Raw genomic sequence first — 21,512 nt, 5'->3', positions numbered from 1 at the left:
CGGATTACGACCGGCCGGCTTCTTCCCGCGCGGTGGTCGCGGGAATCCACATCACCAGCGGACGGAGCCAGCGCGGGCGCCAGCTCAGCGTGAAGGTCACGACCAGCGCCGCACCGGCGAGCGTCATGAACCAGACCAGCGAGGCCATCGAGACATGGTCCGCACCGAGGCACAGCGCGAGCGATGCGAGCACGCAAGCCGCCCCCAAAACCCGCAGCAGCCGGACCATGCGCGGGGAGCACTGCGGATCGGCGCGCACCTGCTCCCAGTGCACATCCATGGACAGCGCGAGAAAGCCCGCGGCGGCAATGCTGGTGACCATGGCGGCGAAAAGGAGCATGGCGTCAGTCAGGCACGGGCGGCCGAGGTGTTGGCGTCGGGCGCGAATCGGGCGGAGGCGACCATCGCCGCATCGGCACGGCGCTTGAGCATGCGCGCGGCCACCACGGCCAGCGCGGCACTCGCGATGAGGGACAAATCGACGCCCGCCACCGGCCAGTAGCCGCTGCCGATGGTGCGCAGCAGGTGGTCGCCCGTGGTGACCCAGTTGAGCAGCACCGCGGCCACCGCCATCACGGCCACGGCCCAGCACTGCTCCGCCCAGGCGGGCGACAGGCGGCCTTCGGCGGTGGGCGCGGTGCGCCAGATGCCGTGCGCGAAGGCCAGCAGCCACGCGCCCAGGAAGATGCCCTTCTCCCAGCTGCCACGCAGCGGCAGGCTGTCGGGCAGCAGGCGGTTGCCGATGAGCATGGCGAAGGTCGCGACCAGGAGGCCGGTCACCGTCGCGACCGCGCAGGCATCGACCCAGCGCGCGCCGCTCACACCCTGCTTGGCGTGCTGGCGCTTGCGCTTTTCCACGAAGAAGATGAAGCCGGTGGCGATGCACGCGCAGCCCGAGAGGCCACCCAGCACGTACAGCCAGCGCAGCAGCCAGTGCTCGAAATGCTGCAGGTGCAGGCCGGTGAGGAAGTCCACGATGCCGGCCACGACCGTCGGCGGCGGGTCTTCGCGGATCAGCTCGCCCGTGGACCCCTTGAAATGGATGCCTTCGCCGGTGAGGGTGACGCGGTCGCTGCCCGCGCGATAGACGCTCACGTAGGCATTGGCATCGTTCACGTGCTGCACCACCAGCATGCCGACCTCGCCCGCCGCGTCACGTGCGGCCCAGCGCCGCTTGGCCTCGGCCACCATCGCATCCACCGACGCCAGCGTGCCGGGGACGCCGGCGCGGTCGTGCGGCAGCCCGGTCTTTTGCGCGTCTAGCTTTTCGTGCAGTTCGTGCAGCGGCTCCAGCTGCGTGTGCGTGACCGGAAAGTAGACGCCCGCGAAAACCACCAGCCCCGACAGCGCGAAGATGAAGTGAAACGGCAGCGCCACCACGCCCGTCAGGTTGTGAAGATCGAGCGCGCTGCGCTGCGTGTGCTTGGCCGGACGGAAGGTGAAGAGCTCGCGGAAGATCTTGCGGTGCATCACCACGCCGCTCACCAGCGCCGCCAGCATCACGAGCGCCGCGAGGCCGACGATCCAGGTGCCCAGGTTCAGCCAGTCCAGGTGCAGGCTGTAGTGCAGCGGATAGAAGAACTCGCTGCCGAGCTTGAGCCGGTCGTCCGGCAGCGCCTTGCCCACGCGCGGGTCGATGGTCCGGTTGCCGAATACGGCGTCTTCCGGGTCCTTGGCATTGGGCAGCGTGTAGCTCGTGAACAGGCTCAGCACCGGATCGCGATGGGTGGTGTAGGCGGTCCATTGCTTGGGGCTGAAGCTCTCGGCCATCGGCCCGTTCACTCGGCTGCGCGCCTGATCGATGCTCTCGGCGGTGGGCTTGATGTCCTGGAAGATGGGCAGCAGCATGCGGTCGAACGACGGCATCGGTTGCGGCTCAAAACGGGTCTCGGGAATCGCCCAGCGGTCGATCTCGCGGTCGAACACCGATAGCGAGCCGAAGAAGAAGACGACCATCAGAACGAAACCGAGCGTCAGGCCGAACCAGGTGTGCAGCCAGGCCATGGACAGCCGGAAGTTCTGATTCACGGGAAGATTCCTGGAAAGAAAAGAGTCAGAGCAGCGCCCACTGCACCAGGGAGGCGGCCCCCGTCATCGCGAGCCCTCCTCCCAGCAGCACGAACCACACGCGCGCAAGGCTGCCGGCCGCAAAGGCCCAGAGGAACGCAACCAGGAACACGAGAAAGGCCAGCATGCTGCTGAGCGACTCGGCATCGTGGAACGGCATGCCTGCGCTGTACAGCAGGCCGACGCCCAGCGCGATGAAACCCCAGCAGAAAACGTAGCTGCCCAGCACCCCGGCCGCGATGCGGGAGACGACGTGGACGGCGGAGGCAGCGCTACGGGCCATGGCTTGGACGGGATCGAAAGAACGGACCAAATGAGAATGGCTCGCATTATCCTCGATGCGAGCGGCGATCCGATCGATCAACCCTACGGCGCGGACTTGGATACCCCCGGCCAGGTCAGACGGCCGCCGCGATCTCCTGCGTGGCCTGGAGAAACCGCTCCACATCGGCCATCGAATGGCAGTGCAGCGGCGAGACGCGCACCGTGCCTTCGAGCCCGAAGGATTCGAGCATCCGCTTCGAATAGATGCTCGTCGCCACGCGCTCGTACACCGTGACGCCGCGCTTGCCGTACTCGACCACCGCCTGCGTGCAGTCGATGCGGTCGAAGCCGATGCCCAGGATCAGGTCGCGCTTGGTCAGGTCTTCGTGGTCGAGGAACACCTCGACGCCCCGCATCTCGCGCAGCCCGGTCGCATTGCCGGTGCCATCGAGCAGCGCGGCGAGCAGCGCGCGCTCGTGCAATTCGATGCGCCCGATGCCTTCGACGAACAGCGCGCGGCGCTCGGTGGCGTCGGTGAACTGCTTGCCGATCCAGCACACGTAATCGACGATCTCCGTGAGCGCCGCGAACTGCCACGGCGCGGAACTGCCCAGGTCCCAGTAGTCCGGCTTCTTGCCCGCGAGCTTGTGGTGCGGCAGCACGGCCGCGCGGTCGGACATCCACGAGAGCCCCGAGCCGCGGCAACCGAAGAACTTGTAGGGCGCGAGGTTGATGCCGTCCACCGGCGTCTTCTCGAGGTCGATGGGGCCGTGCGGCGCATGCTGCACCGCGTCCACGAGGATGTAGAGGTCGGGCTTGACGGCGCGCGCGCGGCGCACGATCTCGGCCATGTCGAGCTTCGCGCCCGAGATGTTCGAGGCGTAGATCACGTTGAGGAGGCACGTGTTTTTGTCGACGAGGCGAACGATCTCTTCCACATCGACGCCGCCCGTCACCGGGTTGCTCTTCGCCACGCGCAGCTCGCGGCCGAGCCGGTCGGCGTAGAGACTCATCGCATCGAACGCCGACGGATGTTCGAGCACCGTCGTGACCATGTTCGTGCCCGGCACGTTCTCGGCCACCGCGCGCACCATGTCGAACATGGCGCCCGAAGCGGTGAGCGAGGCGTAGACGCTGCCGCCGCGCGCATTGAGGATGGTGCGCAGATCGTCGCCGGCCTTCGCCTGGATCTGCTGCAGCTCGACGGCGGTCGCGTGGATGCGCTCGGCGTTGTCGGGAACCGCATCGACCTGTGCGAAGCGCTCGGCCGCGGCCTTCAGGCGAAACGAGCCGCCGGCGTTGTCGAAGTACAGGCGTTCGTGGCCGTGGTGGTCGCGGTCCACGAGGAGGAAGCGCGACTTCACCTCGCGCATCAGCGCCTCGGAGAACGCGAGACCGCGGGGGTGGTTTTCGAGGGTGGTCGTCATGTGTGTGCTCAGACGCCCTTGTTGTTCGGGTTCTTGTAGATGTCGCGCACCGCGTCGGACATCGGGAAATTCAGGTTCGCGTTCTTCGGCGGAACCGGCGACATGAACCACTTGGCATAGAGCTGCTCGATGGCGCCCGACTTCATGAGCCCGGTGACCGTTTCATCGACCAGCGCCTTGAACTGCGGATCGTCCTTGCGCAGCATGATTCCGTAGGGCTCCTGGCGCAGCGACTCCTTCAGGAGCTTGTATTCGCCCGGGTTGGTGGCGCTGGCGATCATGCCGGCGAGCTGCACGTCGTCGAGCACGTAGGCATCGGCGCGGCCGGTCGAGAGCAGCAAAAAGCCGTCGGAGGTGTCCTTGCCCGCGATCTCGTTCACTTCGATCGTGCCGCTCTTGCGCGCGCCGCGCAGCAGCTGGATCGAGGTGCTGCCCGAGACCGTGGCCACGTTCTTGCCGTTGAGGTCGGACAGTGCATTGATGCCCGAGTTCTTGCGCACCGCGGCGGTGATGTTGGTCACGAAATGGCTCGGCGCGAAATCGACCTGCGCCTGGCGCTGCGTGGTGTTGGTGGTGGTCGCGCAGTCGAGGTCGACCGTGCCGTTCTGCAGGAGCGGAATGCGGTTGGTCGAGTTCAGCATCGTGTAGCGCACCTCGATCTTCGAGAGACCAAGCTTGGCCTTCACCGCATCGACGATCTTCAGGCAGATGTCGTTGGTGTAGCCAATGGGCGCGCTGTCGGCGCTGAGCTTGTAGGAGAACGGAATCTGGCTGTCGCGCGCGCCGATCTGGATCGTGCCGCTCTCCTTGATCTTCTGCAGCGTGCCGCCGTCCTGGGCGCTGGCGGCGCCGCAGGTGAAGGCGAGGGTGAGTCCCAGGGCAAGGGCAGAAGGCAGCTTGAAGAAGTCCATGGCGTGTATTCCTTGGTTTGCAGTGAGGGGGTGAGCTGGGCGAATCTTCTGCGCCTCGATGAATTTCTAAAAGCGATTTTTTGTGATCGAATCGCATGAACAAAAGCGTTCTTTCGGACCGCCTGCAGAGGAGACACGCACCGTGATGACCTTCAAGCAACTCGAAGCCCTCTACTGGATCGGCCAGCTCGGCGGCTTCGCCCAGGCCGCGAACCAGTTGCACACATCCCAATCGGCCGTATCCAAACGGGTGCATGAACTGGAGCTGCTGTTCGACACCGAACTCTTCGACCGCAGCCAGCGCACCGCGCGCCTCACCGAAAAGGGCGAGGAGATGTTCGTGCTCGCCAAGAAGCTGCTGGAGCAGCGCGATGCCGCGGTCGAGCAGTTCGGCAAGCCCGGCGTGGTGGAGCGCCGCATCCGCATCGGCGTGACCGAACTCACCGCGATGACGTGGCTGCCGCGCCTCGTCGGCCTCATCCAGCAGCACTACCCCAAGGTGATCCTCGAACCCGACGTGGACGACAGCCTGCAGTTGCGCGACAAGCTCCTGGTCGATGCGCTCGACGTGGTCATCGTGCCCGACACCTTCACCGACTCGCGCATGCAGAGCAAGGTCATCGGCAAGGTGAAGAGCGCGTGGATGTGCAAGCCCGGCGTGGTGCAGACGACGGGCACCGTGCGCCTGCACGACCTCGCGCGGCACCGCATGCTGGTGCAGGGCAACAACTCGGGCACGGGGCGCGCCTACGACGCGTGGATGAAAGACCAGGGCGTGCAGCCGTCCAACGTGATCGTGGTGAGCAACCTCGTCGCGCTCACCGGGCTCACCGTGTCCGGGCTGGGCGTGAGCTACCTGCCGCGCGAATGCCTCGCCCCGCTGGTCGCGGCCGGCATGCTGTCGGTGATCGAGGTCACGCCGCCCCTACCGGTGGTGCGCTACGTCGCGATGCACAAGGGCGAGCACCGCAGCGCGCTCACCTCGTCGATCGTGATGCTGGCGCAGGAGTGCTGCGATTTCACGCGGATGTTCCAGGCGCAGGCGGAAGACGAAGAAGCTTCCTAGGACTCATGCGGCGCACCGCGCACGCACGAATTGCTCGATCCGCATCGCAAGCTCCCGCGGTGCTTCGCTGCTGTCGAACCGCGCGCACTGCAGCGCCATGAACGCGGGAAACCGCTCGCGTATGCGCGCTTCTTCGTTCGCCCGGTTGCCCGACAGGTACGGCCGCGCCAGTTGTCTTTGCACGATGGCCTCAACGCATGTTTCCAGATCGAAAGACGGCAGCAGTAACGCGGTCAGCGCGCCGTGCTCGATGGCCTGTCGAAGCACCGCGTATTGCGCCTCCGTCGTTGCACCGTAGGTCATGAAACCGGACGAGAGCGCGAAGACGGTGGGTGCCGAGCGTGCGTTCATCGCCTCGCGATAGACAGCTACGTTTCGCTGCGCATAGCCCGCATACCCATGGACTGCCATGTACGCGGCGACATCGCCTTCCCGCGCGATGAACTCCCGATCCAGATCCACGAAGCGCCAGCCGAGCCGGCCTGCCAGCAAAGGGCCGGCCGTGGTCTTCCCGGCGCCGCCGGGGCCGACGAGGTGAACGACGAAATGAGGTGCCGCTGTGTGCATGGATAGGGCCGTGGGAAGTGGCGCACATCCTATCGACCGCCCGAATCTCCACAAGTCATTGAAAAGTTATTTCAAAACGGAGGGAAATATGAGTGAATAGGGTGATTCATCGCAGATTTCAAGCAATTTCAACGCAATTAAGAAAAAACCTTTCATTTCCTAGGCCAACCAAGAGCAACGCACACCTTCTCCTTCCCCAGCTCCCACCGTCGCAAACACCTCCACCAGAAAGTGCCCATGTCAATCACCGTGACACGCCAGGATGCGCGCTACAACACCCTGAAAAAGGGCTTCAACCTGCGATGGCCGTCCACGGAGTCGGACGCGGCTTCGCGCATCGAGCTGGTGGAAAACGCGGGCGATGCCGCGGCCGCGTTGCAGCGCATCGTCGATGCGGGCCTGCGGCCCACGTTGCGCAGCGGTGGTCATTGCTATGAAGACTTCGTCTCCAACAACCCCGACGGCGCCATCCTCGACCTGAGCCTGCTCAGCGGCGCGAGCACCGGCAAGACCGACGGGCGCTATCGCATCGGCCCCGGCACGCAGAACTGGAACGGCTACCTGGAGCTGTACAAGCAGAGCAATGTCACGCTCCCCGGCGGTTCCTGCTATTCGGTGGGCGCGGGCGGACACATCTGCGGCGGCGGCTACGGCCTCTTGTCGCGCCTGCAGGGGCTCACGGTCGACTGGCTCTCCGCGGTGGACATCCTCACGGTCGATGCGCGCGGCAAGGTCGTGCCGCGCACCGTGGACGCGGCCCGCGAGCCCGAACTGTTCCGCGCCTGCCGCGGCGCGGGCGGCGGCAACTTCGGCGCGATCACCAATTACGTGTTCGACACCCTGCCGACGGCGCCGCGCGAAGTGGCGATCGCGGTGGTCGCGTTCGACTGGGCCACGATGACGCCCGCGCGCTTTGCCGAACTGCTCTCCATCTACGGCGACTACTGGGCCACGCGCGGCAAGGCGCCCGACACCTGGGGCATGTTCTCGCTGCTCAAGCTCACGCACCGCTCGTCGGGCCAGATCGTGATGCTCACGCAGTTCTGCAACCCCGACGGCACCTGCAACGACCTGACGGTGCTCAACGATTTCCTCGACCGCTTCCGCGCCTGCACGCCCGTGCCGCTGAAGGGCCGCCCACCGGGCGTGGGTCCGGCGCCGCAGCGGGGTAGCGGGCAGTTGCTGTGCTCCAAGCCGCACACCGTGACGCGCTACGACTGGCTCACCGCCACGCAGTACCTCAACGGCTCGGGCGAGAACCAGCGCGGCAAGTACAAGTCGGCCTACATGAAGCAGAACTTCAGCGCCCGCGAGGCGCAGCGCATCTACACGCACCTCACGCGCACGATGCCCGGCGTCGATCTGAGCCAGTCGCTGGTGCAGGTCGACTCCTATGGCGGCGCGGTCAACAAGCCCGAGCGCATCGGCGACACCGCCGTGCCGCAGCGCGCATCGATCATGAAGCTGCAGTACCAGACCTACTGGCGCAGCGCGGCGGACGATGCGGGCCACCTGCGCTGGATCAGCGACTTCTACCGCGACGTGTACGGCACGCCCGACGTGCCCGAGCGCTATGCCGGCACGCCCTACCCCGGCGAGCGCTACGAAGGCTGCTATATCAACTACCCCGACAACGACATGCTGGCGTATCCGTTCTGGTCGCAGCTTTACTACGGGGACCAGGGGCTCTACGACTTCCTGCGAAAAGCGAAGCGGCGCTACGACCCGAACAATGTCTTTCACCATGCCATGTCGGTGCGGCCCTGAACGAGAGAGGAAGGAAACCCATGACACACAGCCCCAGCCTCCCCGGCCAGAACCGCCGCGCCGTGATGCAGTGGATCGGCGGCGCCTCCGCCCTTGGCGCGTTGACGCCGCTGGTCCCTGCCGGTGCGCAGACTCCTGAGACAGCGAACAACAGCGCGGCCGCCAGCACCGCGCCCGCGCCCCGTTTCGCCTACGTCGGCACCTACACCTTCGACGCGCCCGGCGGCACCGCCGGCGGCCCGGCATCCAAGGGCATCTACGTGCTCGCCATGCGCGACGGCGGCTGGACGCCGGTGCAGACCGTCGCAAGTGCGAACCCATCGTTCCTCGCGGTGCACCCCAGCCGGCGCTTCCTCTACGCGATCAACGAAATCGACACCTACCAGGGCCTGCCCACAGGCACGGCCGAGGCCTATGCGATCGATGCGAACGACGGGCGGCTCACGCTGCTCAACCGCCAGCCGCTCTCGCTCTCGGGCGTGATCCCTGCGCACCTCGCGGTGTCGCCCGATGGCCGCGCGCTGGCCGTCGCCCTGTATGGCGGCGGCGCCTACAACGTGCTGCCGATCGAGGCGGACGGCAGGCTCGGCAAGGTCTCGGGCATCGAGAAGGAAACCGGGTCCGGCCCCGTCACCGAACGGCAGGAATCGCCGCATCCGCACATGGTGCTGTTCGATGCCTCGGGCCAGCGCGTGCTCGGCACCGACCTCGGCACCGATCGCATCAATGCGTTCACGCTCGCCGATGGCAAGCTGGCCGTGCTCGGCCGCACGTCGGTCGCGTCCGGCAGCGGCCCGCGCCACCTCGCACTGCATCCGTCGCAGCGCTTCCTGTACTTGGTGAACGAGCTCGATGCCACGGTCGCCTCTTTCAGCTACGACGCAGCGAGCGGCAAGGTCGAGGAACAGCGCCAGCGCGTCTCGACCCTGCCCGATGGCTACAGCGGCCAGACGAGCGCGGCGGCGCTGGTGATGCATCCGTCAGGGCAGTTTCTCTATGCGACCAACCGCCGGTTGAAGTCGGACCACCCGATGGCCGACAGCATCGCCGCGTTCCGCATCGATGCAGGCAACGGCGCGCTGACACCGCTGCAACACTGGAGTGAGGGCCTGCGCTTTCCGCGCGCGCTGGCGATGGCGCCGGGTGGCGGCCACCTCTACGCGCTCAGCCAGAAGGGCGACACCATCCTGCGCCTGCACATCGATCCGGCGAGCGGCAAGCTCGACCAGCCGATGCAAGTGGCGCAGGTGCCTACGCCGGTGTGCCTGGTGTTTGCCTGACGGCTAGCCGTGACCTCACCTGCGGGTCCGGCACGGTCTATCAGTACCCGAACGTCGACGCGAAGCTGCATGCAGACCTCTTGGCGGCAGACTCCATCGGCACGTTCTTCAGCAGGAACATCAACCAGCGGCCCTTCAAAAAGCCCGCCCCGCTCAAGGCGGCTTGACCCGGCCATGAGCGAACGCACACCAGAAACAAAGCGCGCCCGGCGCGTTGGGATGCTCCGCCACCGACAAAACGCGACGATGCGATACCTTCGCTTGGCTTTATTGCGCCGTAAATCCGGTAATTTCGTACTCTTGAGTTCTTGTAGGCGATTTGAACTCGAGGGGAATCGCAAGAGCGTAGTCGATCAGGTAGACCGATTTTTTCTTGGAATCGAAGCCTCTGTCGTTCTTGCTAGTGCACGCCAACCACACGCCATTCCCAGAAAAATTCTTTTGCAAGCTGGCTGCAGGCGCTATTTTTTCAGCAATGCATTCGGATTTTTCAGTTATGAAGTTAAAAGCTTGAGGACGATTGCCCAGCTTTGTTTCGAAAACCAATTTATCCCCGACTTTCATATTTACCGGGTCAAACTTAAATTGCGCCACATCCTTAACTTCTTGGTATGGCACCGGGAAAGTGTCCCCACTGACGATTGTGTCGCTCTTCAACTGCAAGAGCCCAGCCCACGTCAAATACACAAATCGCGCCGTGAGAAAGTCATTATTTCGAAGCTCACGGACCTCGCGATAAAAGCCATTACCAAGATTCGTGAATCGCACATCGAAAGGACTGACCTTAGGGGTCTGCTCTCCAATACCAGCCTGACTTAAATTCATTTTCATCGAAAACTCTTTAATTCCAGGTTTTGGCTTCAGATTAACCTCCGTCAATTTTGCTCGCAAAGCTGCAGACGGGTAGGAAATGCTGTATTCCGAATTCAGATAGCCGCCGAAATCAGCGTTAATTTTCTCGACGTTAGGATAAGCAACGCACCCTGAAAGGACTGTCACAGCGGCAAAAATGAATGCGCATTTAGTAGCCGAACCATTTGAAATCTTCACGCCCTACCTCCTATTAAAAAATCGGGTCATCCTATCAGACGGAATTGAATGCGCTGTATGAAAAATCCTGGTTGCCGTCGCTTGCAAGCGACGCGGCGTCCCCCCGATACGGTCGATCAGGATCTGTGCGACCGCCGCACGCTGTCACGGGCCCATGACCGCGGTGATATACGGCCAGGAATGCCCCGTCTACAGCTTTTCGTGCAACACGCCTGGAGAGAAGGGGCTGCCGGCATGAAAGAGCGCGCCATCCTCTGTTGCGCTCCGATGGTGCTCGCGCTGCCCGGGTTGGGAGCTGCTATGCGATGCAGCAGTCGAATCGACACCGACTACCAGGAACGTCCAATGCCAATGACGCGCACCTACAAGGTCATCGGCAAAGAGGAATACGGCGTCGAGCTTGAGCGCTTTGGCGGCTAGCTTCCGCGCGTGAGCATCCGCCCCGCGCGCGCAAGCACGCGGGCTTCGCCCTCGCCGCCGCGATACGCCAGCACGCCGTTTACGAACACCCGCTCCACGCCCAGGCTCACGCCGTGCGGCTTGTCGTAGGTGGCGGTGTCGGCGATGGTCTCGGGGTCGAACACCACCACGTCGGCCATCGTGCCGACGCGCAGCAGGCCGCGGTCGGCGATGCGCAGGTTGCGCGCGGTCATGCCGGTCATCTTGTGAACGGCCTGCTCCAGCGTGAACAGGCGACGCTGGCGCCAGTAGCGCGCGAACACGCGGGGGAACGCACCCCACAGGCGCGGATGCGGATGGCGGTCGTGCGGCAGGCCGTCGCTGCCGATCATCGTGAGCGGGTGTGCGATGACACGCTCCACGTCTTCTTCCTGCATCTGGAAGTAGCAGGCGCCGCCGGGCTTCAGCCGCACGCACGCCTCCTGCTCGGTGGTTCCCCATTCGCGCGCGATGTCGGAGAGCAGCCGACCTGTCATCTCGGGATGCGGATCGGACCAAGTGAGCAGCACGTCGATGACGCCATCCACCAGGTCTTCGCGCAGCACGGTGGAGCCGGCCACGTAGGGGTACACGTCCATCGCGATCTGCTGGCGCTGCGCGAGCGATTCGATCAGCGGCAGCGTCTCTTTCGTGCGGCCCCAGTTCGCGGGGCCGGCGCACTTGTGGTGCGAGATGACCAGCGGCACGCCCGCGTTGAAAGCCGAGTCGCCAGCCTCGTGCAGCGCCTCGATGATCTGCTGCATCTCGCTGCGCAGGTGCGTGGCGTACACGCCCCCGTAGCGCGCGACGACACGCGCGAGCGCGGTCACTTCCTCTGCCGGCGCAGCGAAGGCCTCTTCATAGAACAGGCCTGACGACATGCCGTGCGCACCGTCTGCCATGCAACTGTCGAGCAGCGATTCCATGTGCGCCAATTCATCGCCACTCGCGGGTCGGTCGAGCGCCTGCATCGTCGCGAAGCGCAGCGTGGTGTGGCCCACGAGCGCGGCCACATTGAGCGCGGGCTGCGTCGCATCGACGGCGGCGCGGTACTCGGCCATCGTCGCGTGCTTGAAAGAATCGGCGCCCAGCAGCGTGAGCGGCGGTTGGGATTGCGGCGTGCGGTACGGCGCGAGCGAGATGCCGCAGTTGCCCGTCACCACGGTGGTGATGCCCTGCGACACCTTGGGCAGGCACAGCGGATCGCGCAGCACGATCGCATCGTCGTGCGTGTGCGCGTCGATGAAGCCGGGCGCGATGACCTTGGCGCTGCAGTCGATCACCTCGACGTCGGCGAGCGTGAGCCCTTCGGGCAAGCGCCCGCGCAGGCCCTCGCCGAGCGCGAGGATGCGGTCGCCCTGCAGCAGCACGTCGCCGGGCCACGAGGGTCCACCCGAACCGTCGACCACGAGGCCGGCTTCGAGCAATACGGCTTTCACGGCTTGGGGGTCGCTCACGATGCGCGTCCTCCTTTTTCGTCATTGATGCCGCCGCCGTCCCAGCTTTGCAGCGGGTGCGTGGTCGCGTCGATGCCATGGCGCTGGAAGGCTTCGCGTGCGCGCTGCAGGCGCTGCACGGCGGGCTCGCCGCGGCGTTGCGCGACCAGCACCGTGAGAATCTCGATGGCGGTGAGGTGCGTGAGATAGGCATCGATGCCCACGTGCATCACCGCATCGTCGGGCACGGAGAGGCCCAGCAAAAAGTCGGCCTTCGCCGCGAGCGCCGTGCCGGGCCGCGTGAGCGCGACCACCTTGGCGCCCTGCCCGCGCGCGATGTCCACCGCGTCGAGCAGCGAGGGCATGCCGCCGACGTGCGAGATGGCGATGACCACGCCGCCCGGCCGCTGCGCCGCGCCGGCGACTTGCTGCAGGTGGTAGTCGGCCCATGCGTTCGCCGAAAGGCCGAGGCGGAAGAGCCGCGCCTGCAGATCGTTGGCCATGAACCACGAGGTGGCGCCTGCACCGTACAGGTCCACGTGCGGCGCGGCCGCGATGGCCGCCACGGCGCCGTCGAGCACCTGCATGTCGAGCTGGCCGCGCACGCCCGAGACAGAAGCCGCGGCGCTGCGCGCGATCTTGCCGACCACTTCGTCGGCCGCGTCCTCGATGTTGACGCGGCGGTGCAGCGGCGAGCCGCCGAGCGCCAGCTCCTGCGCGAGCGCGAGCTTGAATTCGCGCAGGCCTGCAAAGCCCAGGTCGCGGCAGGTGCGCATGATGGTCGGCACCGAGCTGCGCGAGCGCTCGGCCAGTTGCTCGAAGCTCTCTTCCAGCACGCGGTCGGGGTCTTCGAGGATCAGGTCGAGAATCGCGCGCCGCGTGGCCGGGGCACCGCTGCGGATCTCCGCGATCTTCCGGAGCAGGGAGGTGGTCATCGTTGCGATTTCAGAAATGCATGGCGACGGCGTCGCTCACGCGGTAGTCGTTCTCGACGATGGGCATCCAGTGCCATTTGTCGAAGGTGGTGCAGGGGTGCGAGATGCCGAGGCCGACGCGGTCGCCGACCTTGGGCGCCTCCGCTTCCTCGTTCGCATCCCAGCGCAGGTACGCGTGCTGGTCGTTGAGTGCGGTGATCTTCCAACCGGCGGGCACGGCCTCTGCTTCGCGCGCCCCGCGTGCCGCGCGTCCGATGGGCACGGGCATCGAGAGATCGAACGAGATGTCGCGCTTGCCCACGGCAAGGATCGCAAGGCCCGGCTCGGGGCGCGATTGCACCGTGGCCCAGACTTCCATGGCGGGGCGCAGGCTTTCGCCGCAGTCGCAACCCAGGCGCTCGTCCACCGCGCTGACCATGCGCTTGTAGAAGCCGTGGTCGTGCGTGACGTAGCAGCCCGAGCGCAGCAAGCCCCGCACCGGAGAACCTAACGCGGGCTTCAGGCGCCCGGCCACGAGGTCGAAGATCGCCGAGCCGCCGGCCGATACCAGCACCTCGTCGGTCTCGAAGAGCTTCTGCGTGTCGCAGTGACGCGCGATGGCTTCGACGCGGTCCATCAGCGTGTTCGCATATGCGGTGTCGGGCTCGCTGACGCCGGTGGCGCCCTGCCCTTCGTAGGTCTCGATGCCGACGAGCTTGACCTTCTCGCTTGCGCGCAGGCGCGTGGCGAGTGTCACGGCCTCTTCGTGCGTGCGGCAGCCGGTGCGCGCGCCTTCGACGCCGATCTCGATCATCACTTCGAAGGGCACGCTCGCGGTGTGGCGCTTGGCCCAGTCTTCGATGAGCGCGAGCTGCGCGAGCGAATCGACCAGGAACACGATGCGCAGACCCGCATTCGCACTCAACAGCAGCTGGATGCCCGCCAGGTCTTCATCGCTCACCACCTGATTCGCAATGAGCGTGCGGCGCGCCCCGGCCGCCACGCCCACGGCCAATTGCGTGACAGTGGCGAAGGTCAGCCCCCACGCGCCCGCATCGAGCTGACGCTGGAAGAGCTGCGGCGACATGGTCGTCTTGCCGTGCGGCGCAAGGTCGATGCCCCACTCGCGCACCCGCGACTGCATCCACGCGAGGTTGTGCTCCAGCGCCTCGCGCTTGAGCATTGCCAGCGGCAGCGGCAGGTCGCCGGCCAGCACGTTCCAGCCAGCGGCACCGACTTCGCTGCGCAGGCGCGGCGGCTGGGTGCGCGGGTAGCCCTTGAAGTTGCTGCCGAGCAGCGGGTCGGTGAAGTTGGCTTTGATAGCGGAGGTTGCGGCGGTGTCTGTCATGGTCGTCATGCGGCGATGTTGGAGAGCAGTTCCTTGCGGATGCAGGCGCTGTAGTGTCCGGGAGAAATTTCTTCGAGCGGCGGCACGGTCTGCGCGCAGGCCTCGATGGCGTGCGGGCAGCGCGTGCGGAACACGCAGCCCGAAGGGGGAGAGATGGGGCTGGGGATGTCGCCCTTGAGCGCGATGCGTTCGGTCGCGAGCGTCGGATCGGGCTTCGGGCTCGCGGCCAGAAGCGCCTGGGTGTAGGGGTGCGAAGGCCGCGCGAAGAGCTCGTCGGTCTCGGCCACTTCCATCACCTTGCCCAGGTACAACACCACCACGCGGTCGCACAGGTACTCGACCACATCGAGATCGTGCGAGATGAAGAGCATGGTCAAACCCAGGCGCTCGCGCAGGTCCGCCAGCAGGTTGATGACCTGCGACTGGATCGATACGTCGAGTGCGGACAGCGGCTCGTCGGCCACGATGAACTCCGGCTCGACCGCGAGCGCGCGCGCCACGCCGATGCGCTGGCGCTGCCCGCCCGAGAACTCGTGCGGAAACCGGCTCGCATGCTCGGCGCGCAAGCCGACGGTCTCCAGCAGTTCGGCGATGCGCTTGTCGCGCGCCGCTGCCCCTTTGTGCAGCCCGTGCGTCGACAGCGCCTCGCCAAGGATCGCGCTGATGCGCATCTTCGGATTCAGGCTCGCGTACGGGTCCTGAAAAATGATCTGCAGCTTGCTGCGGAGCTTCCGCATGCGCTCGCCCGAGAGCGCGCCGATGTCGTCGCCGCGGTAGAGCACCTGGCCCTCGGTGCGCTCGACCAGGCGCAGCACGGTGCGGCCGATGGTGCTCTTGCCCGAGCCTGATTCTCCAACCAGCCCCAGCGTCTCGCCGGGCTGGATGGCGAACGACACGTCGTCGACCGCGCGCACGGGGCGGTCGCTGCTGCCGAAGTATTTCTTCAGGCCGCGGACTTCGATGAGGGGAGAGGAAGAAGAAACGGCGGTCATCGTGGGCTTGTGGTTTTGGCTCCCTCCCCTTCCGGGGGAGGGTGGGGGTGGGGGCACGACGGCACTGGATGAAGCACTGCGCCGAACGAACGCCGCTTGCCCCCATCCCAGCCTTCCCCCGGAAGGGGAAGGAGCAAAACGCCAGGCAGCGCGCTTGTCATGCGGCCCTCACCAAAGGCTGGGCCGGCTGCACGCGAATGCAGCGCGCTTCGCGCCCATGGTGCGTCTCGATCAGCGGCGGCATTGCCACGCTGCATTCGGCCAGCGCCAGGTCGCAGCGCGGCTCGAAGGCGCAGCCGGGCGGCGGCGCGAGCGGGCTCGATACCTGCCCGCGGATCGCAAAGAGCCGCTTGGGCTTCGGTTGCCCCGGAACGCGCGCCTTGCCCGGGAGACACGCCAGTAGGCCCTGCGTGTACGGATGCTCCGGCTGCGCGAACAGCGGCCGCACCGGCGCGCTCTCGACCACGCGGCCCGCATACAGCACCACCACATCGTCCGCATGGTGCGCGACCACGCCCAGGTTGTGCGTGATGAAGAGGATGCTCATGCCGGTCTCGGCCTGCAGGCGCCGCATGAGCTCCAGGATCTGCGCCTGGATGGTCACGTCCAGCGCGGTGGTGGGCTCGTCGGCGATCAGGAGCGTCGGGTCGCAGGCCATCGCGAGCGCGATCATCACGCGCTGGCGCATGCCGCCCGAGAGCTGGTGCGGGTACTCGTGGATGCGTTGTGCCGCGGCCGGAATCTCGACCAGCTCCAGCATGCGCAGCGCATGCGCGAGCGCGGCCTTGCGGTCCAGCCCCTTGTGCAGGCGCACGCTCTCGGCGATCTGCTCGCCGATGGTGAAGACCGGGTTCAGGCTGGTCATCGGCTCCTGGAAGATCATCGACAGCTGGTTGCCGCGCAGCGACCGCATCTCGGGCTCGCCGATCTTCAAGAGGTCGAGCGTCTTGCCTTCGCGCGTGACGAACGAGGCGCTGCCGCTGACCTGCGCGTTCGCGGTCCTGGGCAACAGGCGCATCAGCGTGAGGCTGGTGACCGACTTGCCCGAGCCCGATTCGCCGACCAGCGCGGTCGTCTTGCCCGGCTGGATGGAGAAGCTCACGTCGGCCACCGAACGGATCAGGCCGTCCTCGGTGGGGAAGCTGGTGCTCAGGTTGCTGACCGTGAGGCGTGGCGCGTGTGGCGTGTTGTTGGCGTTCGCCATCACGAGGTCTTCTTGAGCTTGGGGTCGAGCAGGTCGCGCACGCCGTCGCCCAGCAGCTGCAGCGAGAGCGCCGTGAAGATGATCGCGAGCCCCGGGAACAGCACCACCCAGAAGGCCTGGTGCGCGTACTGCTGGCTGCCCGCGACCATGGTGCCCCAGGTCGGGATCTCGGGCGGCACGCCGACGCCGAGGAACGACAGGCCCGCCTCGGCCAGGATGGCGTAGGCGAAGATGAACGACACCTGCACGAGGATGGGCGACATCAGGTTCGGCAAGATGTGCCGCCACAGGATGCGCGAGGTGCGAACGCCCAGCGCGCGCACCGCCTCGACGAACAGCAGCTCCCGCACCACCAGCGTGGAGGCCCGCACCACCCGCGCCACGCGCGGCGTGTAGACCAGCACCAGCGCGAGCACGGTGTTCATGAGCGACGGCCCGAGGATCGCCACAAGTGCGATGGCCAGCAGGATGTCGGGGAAGGACATCATTGCGTCGACCACGCGCATGAGCGGCGTGTCGAGCCGCCGGAAGAAACCGGCCATGAGGCCCAGCACCGTGCCGGCGATAACCGAGCCCAGCGCAGTGAGCGCCGCGATGGCGAGCGAGTAGCGCGCGCCATGCACGATGCGCGAATAGAGGTCGCGGCCGAGCTCGTCGGTGCCCAGCAGGTGTTCGGCGCTCGGCGCCTTCAGGCGGTCGAGCACTGCGGTGTCGTTGGGGTCGATGGAGGCGAACAGCGGCGCGCCGATGGCGAGCACGGCAATCACCAGCAGCACCAGCGCGGAGACCATCACGATGCGGCGGTGCATCAGTTGGCGGAGCATTCGGGGCATCTGCACGGCTCAGACCTTCACGCGAGGATCGACGACGGCGTAGAGCAGGTCGATCGAGAAATTGATGAGCACGTAGATCGCGGCGATCACGAGCAGCGCCCCCTGGATCACGGGGTAGTCGCGCCGCAGCACCGCGCTCACCACGAGGTTGCCGACGCCGGGCAGGCCGAACACCGTCTCGGTGATGACGGCGCCGCCGATCATCAGCGCGACCGTCAGGCCGATCACCGTGACGATGGGCACCAGCGCATTGCGCAGCGCGTGCTTGAGCACCACCTTGCTTTCGGAGAGGCCCTTGGAGCGCGCGGTGCGCACATAGTCTTCACCGAGCACATCGAGCATCGAGGCCCGCGTGAAGCGGATGATGAGCGCCGAGTTCAACAGGCCCAGCACCGTCGCGGGCAGTACCAGCGCATGCAGCCGCTCCATGAATGGCGCATCGGGCGCGCCGTAGCCCGACACCGGGAACCAGCCGAACGACACCGCGAAGATCTGGATCAGCACGATGCCCAGCCAGAAGCTCGGAATGCTCGCCCCGAGCATCGCGATGCCGGTGAAGAGCTGGTCGACCACCCGCCCTCGGAACACCGCCGAGACGATGCCACAAGGAACGCCGATCAGCGCCGCGATGGCCACGGCCATGAGCGCGAGCAGCGTGGTGGGCTCGGCGCGCTCCCAAAGCGCCTGTGTCACCGGGCGCTGCAGAAAGATCGAGGTGCCCAGGTTGCCCTGCAGCACTTCGCGCAGCCAGTAGCCGAACTGCACGGGCAGCGGTTTGTCGAGGCCGTAGTCCTTCTGCACGCGCGCGATGTCGGCGGCCGTGGCCTGGTCGCCCAGCAGCACCGAGACCGGGTCGCCCGATGCGGCGCGCGTGAGCACGAAGACCAGCACCGCCACGATGGCGAGCACGATGAGCATGCCGCCTGCGCGGGAGGCGATGTAGCGGAGCGAAGCGCTCTTCATCTTCATCATCACGACGAGAACTCGATGGCCGCCGCGCTGCCGACGGCCACGTACTGGCCGGTGAACTGGATGTCGCCCTTCTTCACGCGGAACACCGTGACGTTGTCGCCCTGCTTGTTGTGGCACACATAAAGAAAGCGCCCGCTCGGATCGAGCGTGCAGCTGCGCGGGTAGTTGCCACGCGTCCACTCCTCGCGCACGAGCGTGGGGGCGCCGGTGCGGGCATCGATCCTGAAGAGCGAGATCGAATCGTGCAGGCGGTTGAGCGACACGAAGTGCTGGCCGTCCGGCAGCATGCGGATACCCGAGGCGTAGCTGGTGCCCTTGAAGCCGGCCGGCAGCGCCGAGGTTTCGCTCACCAGCGTGAGCACGCCGGTGGCGCCGTCGTAGCGCATGAGGGCGATGGTCGAGGCTTCTTCGTTCACAAGGTAGAACCACTTGCCGTTCGGGTGAAAGACGAAGTGGCGCGCGCCCGAGCTTTCCGAAACCGCGACGGTGCTCGGCTGGCTCAGCACGCCGGTGATGCGGTCGAAGCGGTACGAGATCACGCGGTCCAGCCCCAGGTCCGCGACCAGCACGAAGTTGCCGGTCGGGTCGCTGTGCACCATGTGTGCATGCGGGCCGTCGTGGTCGCTCGTGGCAAAGCCTTCGTGCGATCGGGCCGCGGCCGGCACCACGTCAGCGCCGGGCTTGCAGGGCGTGGCGCCGCAGGCGGCCGCGTCCTTGTAGACGACAGCGGCGACGTCCGGATCGAAGCCGCCGTCGGTGCGCAGCGCGATCACGCTCACATCGCCACTCGCGTAGTTCGCGGTGAACAGAAAGCGCCCGTCGGGATGCACGCTGACGTAGGCCGGGTCCTTGCCGCCGCAGGCCATCTCGGCCACGAACGACAGCGCGCCATTCGCTCCAATGCGGAAGGCGGAAACGGAGCCGGCCTCGAACTCGTTGGCCGCGTAGAGCATCGGCAGCTTCGGGTGCCGCGCGAGCGATGCGGGGTTGCGCAGCTTGGCATCGCTGCCCGTGCTGGCCACGGCCGGCGGCGCGCCGGGAATGGGCTTGAGCGCACCGGTCGCGCCGTCCACCACGAACTGGTGGACGCCGAGCCCGCGCCCGCCGCGCCACGGCTTGCCGCCGTCGCTGTAGGTGCCGACGTAGGCGTAGACCGGGCCGGAGGTCGCGGCCTGAACAGTAGAGGTCGTGAGACCCAGGGCTCCGAGACCGGAGGCCAGTGCGCTGGCTTGCAGAAGTTGGCGACGCGATGGCATGGCTGCGGCTCCTGCTTACTTGATCTTCGCGTTCCAGAAGAACGGCCAGGTCGCCGGCTGGTAGTTGTCCAGCGCAGGGCTCTTCGCCGAGAGGCCGTTGAACTTGCCGACGTTGATGTACGGCACCTCGTCGTAGACGACCTGCTGCACCTTGCCCCACAGCGCGCCGCGCTTGGCGGGGTCGCTCTCGACATTGAAGGCCTGCAGCGCCGACTTCTTGGCGGGCGAGTCCCACCAGCCCGGTGCGCCGTCGCCCAGTTGCGGCGGCGAGAGCATCGGCTCGGGGAACTGGCCCGAGTGGGTCACGTAGATGTCCCAGAGCTTGGCATCGTTGCGGCGCTGAACCAGCGTGGCCCAGTCGACCACGTTGAGGTCGACCTTGAAGCCCGCGCGCTTGAGCTGCTCGGCCATCAAGAGCGACATGTTGTAGTGAAAGTCGTACTGGCGGCTGGTGAGCACGCGGATCGGCTCGCCCTTGTAGCCGGCCTTGGCCGCGGCCTCCTTGGCCTTGGCGGCGTTGCGCTGGTTGTACTGGTCGCCGCCGGCGGTCGAGTAGAACGGCGAGCCCTTGGGGAAGTGATTGGCTTCGGCCACGAAGAAGCGGGTGTCGCCGAAGCCGGCGGCCAGCATCTCGCCTTCGCCGAGCGCGGTCTGGATCGCCTGGCGCACCGACTGGCTCGCGGCCACGCCTTCCTTGGTGTTGAGCACGAGGTACGGGAAGCCGAACGACGGCGTCATGATCGGCACGGTCTTGCCGCCCGACTTCTCCAGGCGCGGCAGCGCTTCGACCGGCAGCAGGTCGGCAAAGTCGTACTGGCCGGCGAGCGCGCCTTCGACGCGCGTGCTGGCGTTGGGCACGGGCACGAAGCGCAGCTCTTCGATCACCGCTTCGCGCTTGCCGCCATAGCCGCTTGCAGGTTCCTTGCGCGCTGCGTACTTGTCGAAGCGGGTGAGCAGCACGAACTGGTCGGGGCGGCGCTCCTTGAACTTGTAGGGACCGGTGCCGACGAACTCCTTCAGCGGCGAAGCGATCGAGTCCTTCGCCATGATCGCGGCCATGCCGCTGGGCAGTGCGAGCTGCGAGAGCAGCGGTGCGTACGGCGCCTTCAGCACGATCTCCACGCCCAGCGGACCCTTGGCCTTGAGCGTCTCGATTTCCTTGCCCACGGCCTTGCCGCGCGGCGACTGGTCCATCCAGCGCTGCAGGCTCGCCACCACATCGTCGGCGTTGAGTTCGCGGCCGTTGTGCAGCATCACGCCCTTGCGCAGGGTGATGGCGTAGGTCTTGCCGTCGGCCGAGATCTTCGGCATCGTCTCGGCCAGCATCGGCACCACGTTCCACTTGGCATCGAAGGTGTAGAGCGTCTCGTACACGTGCTGCATGATGGTTCCGACCAGATCGGCGGTCGATGCCATCGGGTCGAGCGTCTGCGGCTCGGCCACCATCGCGAGCGTGGCGAAGTTGCGCGGCCCCTGGGCATGCGCCTGCTGATACGGCAGCGCGGCGCACAGCATCGCGAGGAGAGACACACCCAGCAGGCTGCGTTTGGACAGCTTGGGCAGGCGCCGGGCAAGACCGGCGTTGGCGGCATGGGGCATGGGGAACTCCTTCGTGGGGCAGGCTAGGGTATGAAAGAAATTTTCTTTTCCGCCCGGACTTTGAAGCATCAACCATGCCAAATCATCCGTGTTAACCCTTGTTCAAGGGTTATTCTGAAAT

Annotated in this window: 21 protein-coding genes; 5 read left to right on the top strand and 16 right to left on the bottom strand. The window is 66.3% G+C overall.

Features of this window, described 5'->3' with window-relative positions:
• Window positions 1-4: 4 nt before the first annotated feature.
• From VARPA_RS06565 to VARPA_RS06545, 5 genes are all read right to left on the bottom strand, one after another.
• The gene (locus tag VARPA_RS06565) at window positions 5-340 is read right to left on the bottom strand and encodes a DUF3325 domain-containing protein (protein ID WP_013539775.1); all 336 of its coding nucleotides are present in this window, start codon (window positions 338-340) and stop codon (window positions 5-7) included.
• 8 nt (window positions 341-348) lie between these two features.
• Window positions 349-2,028 carry a PepSY-associated TM helix domain-containing protein gene (locus VARPA_RS06560; protein ID WP_013539774.1) on the bottom strand — a complete coding sequence of 560 codons (1,680 nt, stop codon included), beginning with the start codon at window positions 2,026-2,028 and terminating at the stop codon, window positions 349-351.
• A gap of 25 nt (window positions 2,029-2,053) precedes the next feature.
• Entirely contained in the window at window positions 2,054-2,350 is a 297-nt protein-coding gene (locus tag VARPA_RS06555; RefSeq protein ID WP_013539773.1) for a hypothetical protein, read from the bottom strand.
• A 115-nt stretch (window positions 2,351-2,465) separates the two neighbouring features.
• Window positions 2,466-3,758 (bottom strand): aminotransferase class V-fold PLP-dependent enzyme, encoded by a 1,293-nt coding sequence (locus VARPA_RS06550; protein ID WP_013539772.1) that lies wholly within the window; start codon window positions 3,756-3,758, stop codon window positions 2,466-2,468.
• Window positions 3,759-3,766: 8 nt separating this feature from the next.
• Window positions 3,767-4,669 carry an amino acid ABC transporter substrate-binding protein gene (locus VARPA_RS06545; protein WP_013539771.1) on the bottom strand — a complete coding sequence of 301 codons (903 nt, stop codon included), beginning with the start codon at window positions 4,667-4,669 and terminating at the stop codon, window positions 3,767-3,769.
• Between the two features lie 145 nt (window positions 4,670-4,814).
• Between VARPA_RS06545 and VARPA_RS06540 the strand changes: the two genes are divergently transcribed.
• Window positions 4,815-5,735, top strand: coding sequence for a LysR family transcriptional regulator (locus VARPA_RS06540; RefSeq protein WP_013539770.1), 921 nt, complete (start codon window positions 4,815-4,817; stop codon window positions 5,733-5,735).
• A 3-nt stretch (window positions 5,736-5,738) separates the two neighbouring features.
• Here the strand turns inward: VARPA_RS06540 and VARPA_RS06535 are convergent, their stop codons facing one another.
• Window positions 5,739-6,302 carry a shikimate kinase gene (locus tag VARPA_RS06535; RefSeq protein ID WP_013539769.1) on the bottom strand — a complete coding sequence of 188 codons (564 nt, stop codon included), beginning with the start codon at window positions 6,300-6,302 and terminating at the stop codon, window positions 5,739-5,741.
• A gap of 237 nt (window positions 6,303-6,539) precedes the next feature.
• On the opposite strand from VARPA_RS06535, the gene VARPA_RS06530 reads away from it, so the two are divergent.
• From VARPA_RS06530 to VARPA_RS31935, 3 genes are read left to right on the top strand one after another with little or no spacing between them, the layout of a single operon-like run.
• Entirely contained in the window at window positions 6,540-8,069 is a 1,530-nt protein-coding gene (locus VARPA_RS06530; RefSeq protein ID WP_013539768.1) for an FAD-binding protein, read from the top strand.
• 20 nt (window positions 8,070-8,089) lie between these two features.
• Complete coding sequence (locus VARPA_RS06525) at window positions 8,090-9,349, top strand: lactonase family protein (RefSeq protein WP_013539767.1); 1,260 nt, start codon at window positions 8,090-8,092, stop codon at window positions 9,347-9,349.
• Window positions 9,331-9,516, top strand: a complete 186-nt coding sequence (locus tag VARPA_RS31935; RefSeq protein WP_080559358.1) for a KTSC domain-containing protein — start codon at window positions 9,331-9,333, stop codon at window positions 9,514-9,516. The genes VARPA_RS06525 and VARPA_RS31935 overlap by 19 nt, the downstream gene beginning before the upstream one ends.
• A gap of 100 nt (window positions 9,517-9,616) precedes the next feature.
• On the opposite strand, the gene VARPA_RS06520 is transcribed toward VARPA_RS31935, so the two are convergent.
• Window positions 9,617-10,399: a hypothetical protein gene (locus tag VARPA_RS06520; protein WP_013539766.1), complete on the bottom strand. Its 783-nt coding sequence runs from the start codon at window positions 10,397-10,399 to the stop codon at window positions 9,617-9,619.
• A 234-nt stretch (window positions 10,400-10,633) separates the two neighbouring features.
• On the opposite strand from VARPA_RS06520, the gene VARPA_RS06515 reads away from it, so the two are divergent.
• Window positions 10,634-10,819: a hypothetical protein gene (locus VARPA_RS06515; protein WP_013539765.1), complete on the top strand. Its 186-nt coding sequence runs from the start codon at window positions 10,634-10,636 to the stop codon at window positions 10,817-10,819.
• Here VARPA_RS06515 and VARPA_RS06510 read toward each other — a convergent pair.
• The 9 genes from VARPA_RS06510 to VARPA_RS06470 form a co-directional block, all read right to left on the bottom strand.
• Window positions 10,816-12,294 (bottom strand): N-acyl-D-amino-acid deacylase family protein, encoded by a 1,479-nt coding sequence (locus VARPA_RS06510; RefSeq protein WP_013539764.1) that lies wholly within the window; start codon window positions 12,292-12,294, stop codon window positions 10,816-10,818. The genes VARPA_RS06515 and VARPA_RS06510 overlap by 4 nt on opposite strands.
• A complete protein-coding gene (locus VARPA_RS06505) occupies window positions 12,291-13,208 on the bottom strand; it encodes a MurR/RpiR family transcriptional regulator (RefSeq protein WP_013539763.1) in 918 nt (305 codons plus the stop codon). The genes VARPA_RS06510 and VARPA_RS06505 overlap by 4 nt, the downstream gene beginning before the upstream one ends.
• Window positions 13,209-13,218: 10 nt before the next feature.
• Window positions 13,219-14,544: an amino acid deaminase gene (locus tag VARPA_RS06500; RefSeq protein WP_013539762.1), complete on the bottom strand. Its 1,326-nt coding sequence runs from the start codon at window positions 14,542-14,544 to the stop codon at window positions 13,219-13,221.
• Window positions 14,541-15,527 (bottom strand): ABC transporter ATP-binding protein, encoded by a 987-nt coding sequence (locus tag VARPA_RS06495; protein WP_013539761.1) that lies wholly within the window; start codon window positions 15,525-15,527, stop codon window positions 14,541-14,543. Before VARPA_RS06495 ends, VARPA_RS06500 begins: the two co-directional genes overlap by 4 nt.
• A gap of 157 nt (window positions 15,528-15,684) precedes the next feature.
• Window positions 15,685-16,731: an ABC transporter ATP-binding protein gene (locus tag VARPA_RS06490; RefSeq protein WP_013539760.1), complete on the bottom strand. Its 1,047-nt coding sequence runs from the start codon at window positions 16,729-16,731 to the stop codon at window positions 15,685-15,687.
• A complete protein-coding gene (locus tag VARPA_RS06485) occupies window positions 16,731-17,570 on the bottom strand; it encodes an ABC transporter permease (RefSeq protein ID WP_041942799.1) in 840 nt (279 codons plus the stop codon). Before VARPA_RS06485 ends, VARPA_RS06490 begins: the two co-directional genes overlap by 1 nt.
• A gap of 3 nt (window positions 17,571-17,573) precedes the next feature.
• Window positions 17,574-18,527: an ABC transporter permease gene (locus VARPA_RS06480; RefSeq protein WP_041943365.1), complete on the bottom strand. Its 954-nt coding sequence runs from the start codon at window positions 18,525-18,527 to the stop codon at window positions 17,574-17,576.
• An 8-nt stretch (window positions 18,528-18,535) separates the two neighbouring features.
• Window positions 18,536-19,792: a lactonase family protein gene (locus VARPA_RS06475; protein WP_013539757.1), complete on the bottom strand. Its 1,257-nt coding sequence runs from the start codon at window positions 19,790-19,792 to the stop codon at window positions 18,536-18,538.
• A gap of 15 nt (window positions 19,793-19,807) precedes the next feature.
• Window positions 19,808-21,391 carry an ABC transporter substrate-binding protein gene (locus VARPA_RS06470; protein ID WP_013539756.1) on the bottom strand — a complete coding sequence of 528 codons (1,584 nt, stop codon included), beginning with the start codon at window positions 21,389-21,391 and terminating at the stop codon, window positions 19,808-19,810.
• Window positions 21,392-21,512 lie beyond the last annotated feature (121 nt).

The organism is Variovorax paradoxus EPS (assembly GCF_000184745.1).
GTDB classification, from domain to species: domain Bacteria; phylum Pseudomonadota; class Gammaproteobacteria; order Burkholderiales; family Burkholderiaceae_C; genus Variovorax; species Variovorax paradoxus_C.
The sequence above is the reverse complement of the archived record's forward strand: the minus strand, read 5'-3'. Positions and strand labels throughout refer to the sequence as shown.

Coding starts and splice junctions, on each gene's coding strand:
- VARPA_RS06475 (WP_013539757.1), bottom strand. CDS start 19,792: ATGCCATCGCGTCGCCAACTTCTGCAAGCCAGCGCACTGGCCTCCGGT.
- VARPA_RS06540 (WP_013539770.1), top strand. CDS start 4,815: ATGACCTTCAAGCAACTCGAAGCCCTCTACTGGATCGGCCAGCTCGGC.
- VARPA_RS06545 (WP_013539771.1), bottom strand. CDS start 4,669: ATGGACTTCTTCAAGCTGCCTTCTGCCCTTGCCCTGGGACTCACCCTC.
- VARPA_RS06525 (WP_013539767.1), top strand. CDS start 8,090: ATGACACACAGCCCCAGCCTCCCCGGCCAGAACCGCCGCGCCGTGATG.
- VARPA_RS06470 (WP_013539756.1), bottom strand. CDS start 21,391: ATGCCCCATGCCGCCAACGCCGGTCTTGCCCGGCGCCTGCCCAAGCTG.
- VARPA_RS06535 (WP_013539769.1), bottom strand. CDS start 6,302: ATGCACACAGCGGCACCTCATTTCGTCGTTCACCTCGTCGGCCCCGGC.
- VARPA_RS06500 (WP_013539762.1), bottom strand. CDS start 14,544: ATGACGACCATGACAGACACCGCCGCAACCTCCGCTATCAAAGCCAAC.
- VARPA_RS06550 (WP_013539772.1), bottom strand. CDS start 3,758: ATGACGACCACCCTCGAAAACCACCCCCGCGGTCTCGCGTTCTCCGAG.
- VARPA_RS06565 (WP_013539775.1), bottom strand. CDS start 340: ATGCTCCTTTTCGCCGCCATGGTCACCAGCATTGCCGCCGCGGGCTTT.
- VARPA_RS06505 (WP_013539763.1), bottom strand. CDS start 13,208: ATGACCACCTCCCTGCTCCGGAAGATCGCGGAGATCCGCAGCGGTGCC.
- VARPA_RS06515 (WP_013539765.1), top strand. CDS start 10,634: ATGAAAGAGCGCGCCATCCTCTGTTGCGCTCCGATGGTGCTCGCGCTG.
- VARPA_RS06555 (WP_013539773.1), bottom strand. CDS start 2,350: ATGGCCCGTAGCGCTGCCTCCGCCGTCCACGTCGTCTCCCGCATCGCG.
- VARPA_RS06530 (WP_013539768.1), top strand. CDS start 6,540: ATGTCAATCACCGTGACACGCCAGGATGCGCGCTACAACACCCTGAAA.
- VARPA_RS06490 (WP_013539760.1), bottom strand. CDS start 16,731: ATGGCGAACGCCAACAACACGCCACACGCGCCACGCCTCACGGTCAGC.
- VARPA_RS06480 (WP_041943365.1), bottom strand. CDS start 18,527: ATGAAGAGCGCTTCGCTCCGCTACATCGCCTCCCGCGCAGGCGGCATG.
- VARPA_RS06495 (WP_013539761.1), bottom strand. CDS start 15,527: ATGACCGCCGTTTCTTCTTCCTCTCCCCTCATCGAAGTCCGCGGCCTG.